The organism is Mycobacterium sp. TH-M106 (assembly GCF_057473765.1).
Window position 1 is genome coordinate 1 of sequence record NZ_JBYCLE010000322.1, and the last position, 9834, is coordinate 9834.

General features: G+C 67.7%; 13 protein-coding genes. 1 reads left to right on the forward strand and 12 read right to left on the reverse strand.

The features are described from left to right. Positions 1–647: aminotransferase class III-fold pyridoxal phosphate-dependent enzyme (locus tag AC2VOP_RS11215; protein ID WP_486961032.1), on the forward strand; the 647-nt coding region annotated here is incomplete at its 5' end. Positions 648–709: 62 nt separating this feature from the next. On the opposite strand, the gene ruvB is transcribed toward AC2VOP_RS11215, so the two are convergent. The 12 genes from ruvB to AC2VOP_RS11275 form a co-directional block, all read right to left on the reverse strand. Next, positions 710–1768, reverse strand: a complete 1059-nt coding sequence (gene ruvB, locus AC2VOP_RS11220) for a Holliday junction branch migration DNA helicase RuvB (RefSeq protein WP_486961033.1) — start codon at positions 1766–1768, stop codon at positions 710–712. After that, positions 1765–2349, reverse strand: coding sequence for a Holliday junction branch migration protein RuvA (ruvA, locus tag AC2VOP_RS11225; RefSeq protein ID WP_486961034.1), 585 nt, complete (start codon positions 2347–2349; stop codon positions 1765–1767). The genes ruvB and ruvA overlap by 4 nt, the downstream gene beginning before the upstream one ends. Then, positions 2346–2900: a crossover junction endodeoxyribonuclease RuvC gene (ruvC, locus tag AC2VOP_RS11230; protein WP_486961035.1), complete on the reverse strand. Its 555-nt coding sequence runs from the start codon at positions 2898–2900 to the stop codon at positions 2346–2348. The genes ruvA and ruvC overlap by 4 nt, the downstream gene beginning before the upstream one ends. Positions 2901–3014: 114 nt before the next feature. Then, positions 3015–3398, reverse strand: coding sequence for a PIN domain-containing protein (locus AC2VOP_RS11235; RefSeq protein ID WP_486961036.1), 384 nt, complete (start codon positions 3396–3398; stop codon positions 3015–3017). Then, on the reverse strand, positions 3395–3652 hold the full coding sequence (locus AC2VOP_RS11240) for a ribbon-helix-helix domain-containing protein (RefSeq protein WP_486961037.1): 258 nt from the start codon (positions 3650–3652) through the stop codon (positions 3395–3397). The genes AC2VOP_RS11235 and AC2VOP_RS11240 overlap by 4 nt, the downstream gene beginning before the upstream one ends. A gap of 51 nt (positions 3653–3703) precedes the next feature. Next, the gene (locus AC2VOP_RS11245; RefSeq protein ID WP_486961038.1) at positions 3704–4459 is read right to left on the reverse strand and encodes a YebC/PmpR family DNA-binding transcriptional regulator; all 756 of its coding nucleotides are present in this window, start codon (positions 4457–4459) and stop codon (positions 3704–3706) included. Positions 4460–4562: 103 nt separating this feature from the next. Then, on the reverse strand, positions 4563–5924 hold the full coding sequence (locus AC2VOP_RS11250) for an ABC1 kinase family protein (protein WP_486961039.1): 1362 nt from the start codon (positions 5922–5924) through the stop codon (positions 4563–4565). A gap of 39 nt (positions 5925–5963) precedes the next feature. Further along, a complete protein-coding gene (pdxT, locus tag AC2VOP_RS11255; RefSeq protein ID WP_486961040.1) occupies positions 5964–6560 on the reverse strand; it encodes a pyridoxal 5'-phosphate synthase glutaminase subunit PdxT in 597 nt (198 codons plus the stop codon). A 71-nt stretch (positions 6561–6631) separates the two neighbouring features. Further along, positions 6632–7465 carry an acyl-CoA thioesterase II gene (gene tesB / locus AC2VOP_RS11260; protein ID WP_486961041.1) on the reverse strand — a complete coding sequence of 278 codons (834 nt, stop codon included), beginning with the start codon at positions 7463–7465 and terminating at the stop codon, positions 6632–6634. Between the two features lie 9 nt (positions 7466–7474). Next, on the reverse strand, positions 7475–8371 hold the full coding sequence (pdxS, locus tag AC2VOP_RS11265; RefSeq protein WP_486961042.1) for a pyridoxal 5'-phosphate synthase lyase subunit PdxS: 897 nt from the start codon (positions 8369–8371) through the stop codon (positions 7475–7477). Between the two features lie 28 nt (positions 8372–8399). Beyond that, complete coding sequence (locus AC2VOP_RS11270) at positions 8400–9329, reverse strand: sterol desaturase family protein (RefSeq protein WP_486961044.1); 930 nt, start codon at positions 9327–9329, stop codon at positions 8400–8402. 149 nt (positions 9330–9478) lie between these two features. Then, positions 9479–9834: NUDIX domain-containing protein (locus AC2VOP_RS11275; protein ID WP_486961043.1), on the reverse strand; the 356-nt coding region annotated here is incomplete at its 5' end.

Genomic DNA, 9834 nt, shown 5'->3' on the forward strand with positions numbered 1-9834 from the left:
GCGGGTTCATCGTTCCGGCCGAGGGATTCCTGCCGACGCTGCTGGCGTGGTGTCGCGACAACGGTGTGGTGTTCATCGCCGACGAGGTGCAGTCCGGCTTCGCCCGCAGCGGGGCGATGTTCGCCTGCGAGCACGAGGGTTCGCAAGGCGTCGAGCCCGACCTGATCTGCACCGCCAAGGCCCTCGGCGGCGGGCTGCCGCTGGCGGCGGTGACCGGCCGCGCCGAGATCATCGACGCGCCGCACGTCGGCGGCCTGGGCGGTACGTTCGGCGGCAATCCGGTGGCGTGTGCGGCGGCGCTGGCCGTCATCGCCACCATCGAAAGTGACGGACTGGTGGCCCGGGCGCAACGCATCGAAGAGCTGGCCTTCGCCAGGTTGGGCCGGTTGCAGGCCGCCGACGACCGGATCGGCGATGTGCGCGGCCGCGGCGCGATGATCGCCGTGGAACTGGTGCGCTCCGGCACCGCCGACCCCGACCCGAAGCTGGCCGCGCGGTTGGCGGCGGGCGCGCACGCCGCCGGGGTGATCGTGTTGACCTGCGGGACGTTCGGCAACGTGGTGCGGCTGTTGCCGCCGCTGACCATCGGCGAAGAGCTGTTCTTGGAGGGTCTTGACGTGCTTTCCGAAGTGCTGGCGGGCCTGTGAGGCCAGCGCGGAGACGCCCCCCAATAAAAACCTGTGCCGAGATCGACGTCAGCTCGGCCCGGCTACTCGAACAGCACCGCCTGGCCCAGCCCGCCGGCCCCCGCCGGCGGGCTCATCCCCAGATGCGTCCACGCCTGGGCGGTGGCGACCCGCCCGCGCGGGGTGCGCGCGATCATTCCGGCCCGCACCAGGAACGGCTCGCAGACTTCCTCCACGGTGGCGGCCTCCTCCCCCACCGCCACCGCCAGCGTCGACACCCCCACCGGACCGCCCCCGAAGCTGCGGGTCAGTGCGGCAAGCACCGCTCGATCCAGCCGGTCCAGGCCGAGTTCGTCGACGTCATAGACCGCCAGCGCGGCCTTGGCGACGTCGCGGGTGATCACCCCGTCGGCGCGCACCTCGGCGAAGTCGCGCACCCGGCGTAGCAGCCGGTTGGCGATCCGCGGTGTGCCCCGGGAGCGCCGGGCGATCTCCGCGCCCGCCTCCTCACCCAACTCGATGCCCAGGATGCCGGCCGAGCGGACCAGCACCCGCTGCAGCTCGGCCGGCTCGTAGAAGTCCAGGTGCGCGGTGAACCCGAACCGGTCGCGCAGCGGTCCGGTCAGCGCCCCCGACCGGGTGGTCGCCCCCACCAGCGTGAACGGCGCCACCTCCAGTGGAATCGACGTCGCACCGGGGCCTTTGCCGACCACCACGTCGACCCGGAAATCTTCCATCGCCAGATACAGCATCTCCTCGGCGGGCCGGGCGATGCGGTGGATCTCGTCGATGAACAGCACGTCGTGTTCGACCAGATTGGACAGCATCGCCGCCAGATCCCCGGCACGTTCCAGCGCCGGGCCGGACGTCACCCGCAGTGGGTTGCCGAGTTCGGCGGCGATGATCATCGCCAGCGACGTCTTGCCCAGCCCGGGCGGGCCCGACAGCAGGATGTGATCCGGTGTGCCGCCGCGGTTCTTGGCGCCCTCGATGACCAGCTGCAGCTGCTCGCGCACCCGCGGTTGGCCGATGAACTCCTCTAGCGAGCGCGGCCGCAGCCCGGCGTCGACGTCGCCCTCGCCGACGGTCAGTGCGGGAGTGACCTGCCGCTCCTCGGGCTCGTCGGTGTCGAACCGGCTCATTTCTTCCCCAACAGGCTCAGCGCGGCCCGCAACGCACTCGACGTGCTGGCCCCGTCGTTGGTCGCCAGCGCCCTGTCGGTGGCTTCTTCGGCCTGCTTGACCGCAAAGCCAAGGCCGACAAGGGCTTCCACCACCGGGCCGCGCACAGCGTGACCATTGGCACCCGTCGGCGCCGCACCCGACGTCGCGATCTTGTCCCGCAACTCCAGCACCATCCGCTCGGCGCCGCGCCTGCCGATCCCCGGCACCCGCGTCAGCGCCGTGACGTCGCCGTCGGCTAATGCCTGGCGCAACGCGTCGGCGTCGTAGACCGCCAGCGTTGCCATCGCGATCTTGGGCCCGATTCCCGACACCCCGATCAACATCGTAAACACGTCGCGCGCATCGGAATCCGGAAAACCGTACAGCGTCATCGAATCCTCGCGCACGATCATCGCGGTGATCAGCCGGGCCTCGACACCGCGCCGCAGCGTGGCCAGCGTCGCGGGAGTAGCGATCACCTTGTAACCCACCCCGGCGGCCTCGATCACCGCGTGGTCCAGCGCGATCTCGAGCACCTCACCGCGCACCGACGCGATCACGTCGCCGCCTTCAGCCGCGCCGCATACTGACGACGCTGTTCGGCGGCCTTGGCTTCCGCGGCGGCCATCCTGGCGATCATCGGCGCCCGCCAGCAGTGACAGATCGCCAGCGCCAACGCATCGGCGGCATCGGCTGGCGCCGGCTTCTGCTGCAGCCCGAGAATTTTCGTGACCATCGTGGTGACCTGTGCCTTGCCGGCTGCACCGTTGCCGGTGACCGCGGCCTTGACCTCGCTGGGCGTGTGGAAGAACACGTCGATGCCGCGTTTCGCCGCCACCAGCGCGATCACCCCGCCGGCCTGGGCGGTGCCCATCACCGTGGACACGTTCTGCTGGGAGAACACCCGCTCGATCGCGATGACGTCCGGGTGATGGGTGTCCAGCCAGTGCTCGACAGTGTCGCTGATCGCCAAGAGGCGCCCCGGTACCGGGTCATCAGACGGAGTGCGCACCACGTCGACATCCAGGGCGACCACCTTCCTGCCCTGCCCGCCTTCGACCACCGACAGGCCGCAACGAGTCAGCCCGGGGTCGACACCCATCACACGCACGTCACGACTCCCTCAACGAGACCGAACGGTTGTTCGATACTTTAGTGGGCGGAACCGACACCACCCGGCAAGACACGCGGATGCCAGCGACTCGGGGTATGACCTTCGCACGCGTCAGTGCACGGTAAAGGGCGGCCGTAGGCCGGGAAACATCGGGAAGTGCCGGACGTTGAGCGTCGCCAACGGCAAGCCCTTGACACCGGCAGTCGCGGCGATCAGGTAGTCGCCGAGCCCGATCCCGGCGTGGCTGCGCCGGTACTGGCGCATCAGCTCGCCTGCCCGCCGGGCGACGATCTCGGTGGCCGGTTCGACGCGGAACGCGGAGAACAACCGCCACACCTCGCGCCGCTCCGCCGACCGCATGCCGCCGACGATTTCGGCGATCGACACCACGCTGACGGCCAGCGTGCCAGCGCGTCGGGTATCGGTGAGCCAATCCCGTGCCGCCGAAGAACCCCGCAGGTGCGCGATCAAGACATCCGAATCGACCAGTGTCACCGCTGCCACATTGTCGCGAGGTGCTTCTCGCGGTCACCGGATCCACGCATGGGAGCTGCCAAGTCACGCAGAGCACCGAATGAATCGGTGATTGCGCAGAGGTCCGCCTCCACGGTACCGTCGGCATCGCCTTCGGCCAGGGCGCGGTCGACCAATCGGCGGATCAACTCCGCGCGGGAGACGCCTTCCTGTTTTGCCAGCCGGTCAAGGCTTTCCGTTTGTTCCTCGTCGAGGTAAATGTTCGTGCGCCGCATACATCACAACATACACCGCATCTCGCCGCTTGCTGAACAGCGACGGCGAGGCTACTCCTCGCCGAGCGCGGCCAGCACCTCGTCGGAGACGTCGACGTTGGTCCACACGTTCTGCACGTCGTCGCTGTCCTCCAGCGCGTCGACCAGCTTGAACACCTTGCGGGCGGCGTCGACGTCCACCGGCACGCTGACCGACGGCTGGAAGCTGGCCTCGGCGGACTCGTAGTCGATGCCAGCGTCGACCAGCGCGGTGCGCACAGCCACCAAATCGCCCGGCTCGGAGATCACCTCGAAGCTGTCGCCCAGGTCGTTGACGTCCTCGGCGCCGGCGTCGAGCACAGCCGCCAGCACGTCGTCCTCGCTCAGCCCGTCCTTCTCCAGCGTCACCGTCCCCTTGCGGGTGAACAGGTAGGACACCGAGCCCGGGTCGGCCATGGTACCGCCGTTACGGGTCATCGCAATGCGCACCTCGCTGGCGGCGCGGTTACGGTTGTCGGTCAGGCACTCGATCAGCACCGCCACCCCGTTGGGCGCATACCCCTCGTAGGTGATGGCCTGGTATTCCGCACCCCCGGCCTCCTCGCCCGCGCCGCGTTTGCGGGCCCGCTCGATGTTGTCGTTGGGCACCGAGTTCTTCTTGGCCTTTTGGATGGCGTCATAAAGCGTCGGGTTGCCCGCCGGATCGCCGCCGCCGACCCGCGCCGCGACTTCGATGTTCTTGATCAGCCGGGCGAAGTTCTTGCCCCGGCGGGCGTCGATGACGGCCTTCTTGTGCTTGGTGGTGGCCCACTTGGAGTGGCCGCTCATGTTCCTACTGCCTCTTCTGTTGCTCTGCTGCTGCTCCGACGTCTCGCGCGACAGTCTACGCGGAGGCGCCAACGCCTTTCGTCGCCGTCAGCCCAGGCCTCGCTCACCTGCCAGCCCGCGGCGTCCCCTGGCCCGGCGCGAAGAACCCCGGAGCCCACTGCTCAAGCAGTGCCGCGTAGTTCACCCGGGCGTCAAGCTGAACGGCGACTCCTATCAGGCCGCCGAGCGTGCGCAGCAACATGACGTAGCCGGGTGGCACGGTCAACTGCCGGGCAACCTTGAACCGGTCGCCGAATCCCTCCCCGAACGGATCGGAGGTGGCCAGGGCCGTCTTCTGGAACCACCTGCGGGTGAAGTGAAACTCACCGGACCGCAGTGGGTCGACATAGGCCCAGAGCGGTTTGATGTATTCCACCACCTGCTCGGCGGTCAGGTCGTAGTCGGCTGGCATGAAGCCGAGTTTCTTCAACAGCCGGATCACTTCGTCCCACTGTTCGTCACGCGCCCAGCACAGCAGTTCGCCGAAGTCGGCGGGGAAGCCGCCGGGATGCTCGGAGACGGCGCCGAAATCGACGACTCCCAGCCGCCCGTCCGCCAGCATCGTGAAATTGCCCGGATGCGGGTCGGCGTGCAACAGGCCAGCCCGCACGGGTGAACTGATCGCGAACTCGAGAAGCAAGGCGCACATAGCGTTTCGCTCGTCCTGGGTACCCTCGGCGATGATCCTGGAGAGGCGCCGGCCCTCTGCCCACTCTGCGACGATGACCTTCGGTGCGCTGGCGATCACTGCCGGTACGTAGAACTTCTGGTCGCCGGCAAAGGCTTTCGCGAAGCTACGCTGATAGTCGGCCTCCTGTCGGTAGTCCAGCTCGGCTTCCACCCGCTCGCTGACTTCGGCAACGAGTCGGTCTACGTCCAATCGCGGCGCAATCTGGTCGATGACCCAGGTAAACCGCTGTATCAGTTTGAGATCGGCCCGCAGTGCCTCGTCGGCGCCTGGATATTGAATCTTGACGGCAACCTCGCGTCCGTCTTTCCAAACGCCTTTGTGCACCTGGCCGATGCTCGCCGATGCGATGGGATCATCGTCGAAGGACCGGAAGCGTTCCCGCCATTTGGTGCCGAGTTGGCCGTCGAGCACCCGGTGCACCTTTGCCACCGGCAGCGGTGGAGCTTCGCTTTGCAGCTTGACCAACGCCTCGCGAAACGGATCGGCGAATTGCGGCGGTATCGCTGCCTCCATCACCGACAGCGCCTGGCCGACCTTCATCGCGCCGCCCTTGAGTTCGCCCAGCACCCGGAACAGCTCGTCTGCCGCTTTGGCCAGCAGCTCGGCGTTGACCTCTTCTTTGGACTTGCCGGTCATCCGCTTGCCGACACCCAGTGCGGCGCGGCCGGCCGCTCCAGCCGGAAGACTTGCCAGCTTTACGACGCGCCGCAATCCACCGCGCGCGATGTCAGTCATGGTCACATCATGCCCGGCGGGCGCCACAGCGGCAGCGATTCACGCCCGGTCAGTGGCGATGTCGACGAACAGCCGGTGGATGCGGCCGTCGTCGGTCATCTCCGGGTGAAACGACGTGGCCAGCACCTGACCCTGCCGCACCGCTACCGCGTGCCCGGCAGCACTAGCCAGCACCTGGACGCCGGAACCGACCCGTTCCACCCACGGCGCCCGGATGAACACCGCGTGCACCGGGTCGTCGAAACCGGCGAACACGACGTCGCCTTCGAAGGAGTCCACTTGGCGGCCGAATGCGTTGCGCCGCACTGTCATATCGATGCCACCCAGCGGGACGGCCACACGGCCGCCCTCGCCGGCGTCCAGGATCTCGGTGGCCAGCAGGATCATCCCGGCGCACGCCCCGTAGGCCGGCATCCCGTCGCCCAGCCGCTCCCGCAGCGGCTCCAGCAACTCCAGTTCCTGCAGCAGGTGGCTCATCGTGGTCGATTCGCCACCGGGAATCACCAGCGCGTCAACGGTGTCCAGTTCACAGCGGCGGCGCACCGGCACTGGATCGGCACCGGCGGCCCGCACCGCGGCGAGGTGTTCCCGAATGTCGCCCTGCAGCGCCAGCACCCCGACACGAAGCTGGGTCACTGCGCCGCTCCTCAGCATCGCTTCGTCCCCCGCAAGCGGGAGGTACCCGCTCTGCATCGTCGCCCGCGCGGTCACTTGGGGGCGAGCCGGTAGCGGGTCAGGCCCTCCTGCATCACCGCCGCGACCATATCGCCGCGGCGGTTGTACATCTTGCCCTGGCACAGCGCCCGCCCGCCGCCCGCCGACGGTGACGACTGGTTGTACAGCAGCCATTCGTCGGCGCGAAAGGGCCGCAGAAACCACATCGCGTGGTCCAGGGACGCCACCTGCAGCCTGTCCTGTTCGCCGAGGTGGATCGACCACGAGCTGCCCAGCAGGGTCAGGTCGCTGATGTAGGCCAGCGCGCAGATGTGCAGCACCGGGTCGTCGGGCAGCGGGCCGCGGTGGCGAAACCACACCTGCTGCTCGGCGACCTTGCCGGGAAAGTGCGGCAGCTGATCTCGGGACACCCGGCGCAGGTCCCACTCCTCGAATTCCTTGAAGCCCTCGTCGTCGAAGGCGACCACGCTGTTGATATCCGGGATGTCGTCCGGGGCGGGCGCCGGTGGCATCGCGTCCTGATGGTCGATGCCGTCCTGGGTTACCTGAAACGACGCCTGCATGTGGAAGATGGATTCGCCGTGCTGCACCGCGCTGACCCGCCGGGTGCAGAACGAACCCCCGTCGCGGACCCGTTCAACCAGAAAGACGGTGGGCGCCAACGGGTCTCCAGGCCGCAGAAAGTATCCGTGCAGGGAATGGACCCGGTAACGCGGGTCCACCGTGCGCACCGCCGACACCAGCGACTGCCCGGCCACGCGCCCGCCGAAGGAGCGGTTGCGGTTCCCGGGAGCTTCGTTGACGACGGTGCTTCGGAAGATGTTGATCTCGAGTTGTTCCAGGTCGAGGATCTCTTCGATCGCCACGGGACGTTTTTACCAGCCGCGCTGGGCGAGCCGATCCGGCGCCGCGATCTCCTCGACGTTGATGCCGACCATGGCCTCACCCAGTCCACGCGACACCCGGGCCAGCACGTCGGGGTCGTCGTAGAAGGTGGTGGCTTTGACGATGGCGGCGGCCCGGGCCGCCGGGTCGCCGGATTTGAAGATGCCGGAGCCGACGAACACCCCCTCGGCGCCGAGTTGCATCATCATCGCGGCGTCGGCCGGAGTGGCGATACCGCCCGCGGTGAATAACGTCACCGGCAGCTTGCCGGCCCGCGCGACCTCGGCGACCAGCTCGTAGGGCGCCTGCAGCGTTTTGGCCGCGACGTAGAGCTCGTCGTCACCCAGGCTGCCCAGCCTGCGAATCTCACCGCCGATGGCCCGCATGTGGGTGGTGGCGTTGGAAACGTCGCCGGTGCCGGCCTCGCCTTTGGAGCGGATCATCGCTGCGCCCTCGGTGATCCGCCGCAGCGCCTCGCCGAGGTTGGTCGCCCCGCACACGAACGGCACGGTGAACTGCCACTTGTCGATGTGGTGGGTGTAATCGGCCGGGGTGAGCACCTCGGACTCGTCGATGTAGTCCACACCCAGGCTCTGCAAGATCTGCGCCTCGACGAAATGCCCGATGCGGACCTTGGCCATCACCGGGATGGAGACCGCGGCGATGATGCCCTCGATCATGTCCGGGTCGCTCATCCGCGACACCCCGCCCTGCGCACGGATGTCGGCGGGCACCCGCTCCAGCGCCATCACCGCGACGGCGCCGGCGCCCTCGGCGATGCGGGCCTGCTCGGGGGTGACGACGTCCATGATGACGCCGCCCTTGAGCATCTCCGCCATGCCGCGCTTGACCCGGGCGGTTCCGGTCTGCCCGTTGCCGCTGTCCACCGCTGACTCTCCTTCGATCGGTATTCGCTCAGTCTAGTTGCCGGCTAACCCGCACCGGCTCCGGGCGCGAGTCGGGTGGCAGCCAACCGGGCCGCCCGAAGATGTAGCCGAGCCGATCACGCAGCCGCGCTGCCGAGTGGACATCCCGGGCGATCGCCAGGTATTCATGGGTCTGCAGGGCCCAGATGTTGAACGTGGTGACCTGCTGGGTCAATCCGTAGTGCGGGCGGAACAGCTCGGGCTGGAATGTGCCCAAGATGCGATCCCAGATGATCAGGATCCCCCCGTAGTTCTTGTCCAGGTATTCGGGGTCCATGCCGTGGTGCACTCGGTGGTGCGACGGCGTGTTGAAGACGAACTCGAACCACCGGGGCAGTTTGTCGATGCGTTCGGTGTGCACCCAGAACTGGTAAATCAGGTTCACCGAGAAGCCGGCGAACACCATCCACGGTGGAACGCCCAACAGCGGCAATGGAATCCACATCAGGATCTCACCGCTGTTGTTCCACTTCTGCCGCAGCGCGGTGGCGAAGTTGAAGTACTGGCTGGAGTGATGCGCTTGATGCGTTGCCCAGATCAACCGAACCCGGTGAGCGATACGGTGATAGGTGTAGTAGAGCAGGTCGATGCCCAGGATTGCGATGACCCAGGTGTACCAATCGGTCGCCGGCAGATGCCACGGTGCCAGATAGGCGTAGATCGCGGCATAACCGAGCAGCGCCACGAATTTCCACCCGGCGGTGGTGGCTACCGAGACCAGTCCCATGGAAACGCTCGCCCAGGCATCCCGGGCGAGGTAGGCGCCGGCCGGGCGGGCCGCTTGGTCTGCGGCGCGATCGATGCGTTCAAGCTTGCGAGCTGCCGTCCACTCCAGAATCAAAAGCAGCAGGAAAAACGGGATGGCGAAAAAGACCGGGTCCCGCATCGCCGGGGGTAGGGCGGAGAAAAGGCCCGCCATCACAGCCACGCTAAACACCTCCGTTGCGAGTCTAAAGGGATCCGGACCGGGCATCGCGACGATCCTGGCCTCCCCGGGCGCGAGCATGCGCAAAATCGCACTAGCAGGGCATCCGCCGTGCGACTCTGCGCATGCTCGCGCACAAACGGTCAGCGGATAGGCTGCGGCTGTGGGGCCAGGCCGGCCGGGTGGTCGGCGACCGTGTTTGCCTCGCTGAGCCGTTCACCCAGCTCAATCGGGTACACAGTCTCCCCCGCGGCGGCCAGCCGAGCGATCTCGGCTGCGTCACACCAGCGGTGGCAGTGAATGTAGCGGCGTTCCAGCCCGGTTCGCCCTGCAGCCGACGGCTCGAAGCGCTCCGTGCGGTACACGAAGAAGAATTCCCGGCTGTCGAGCTGCTCGCCGTTGAACTCGAACACCTGCTCGCGCTGCCAGATCGGCCCGACCAGCTCGGCCGGGTCCACCCGCAAGCCGGTCTCCTCGGCCAGCTCCCGAGCCGCGGCGG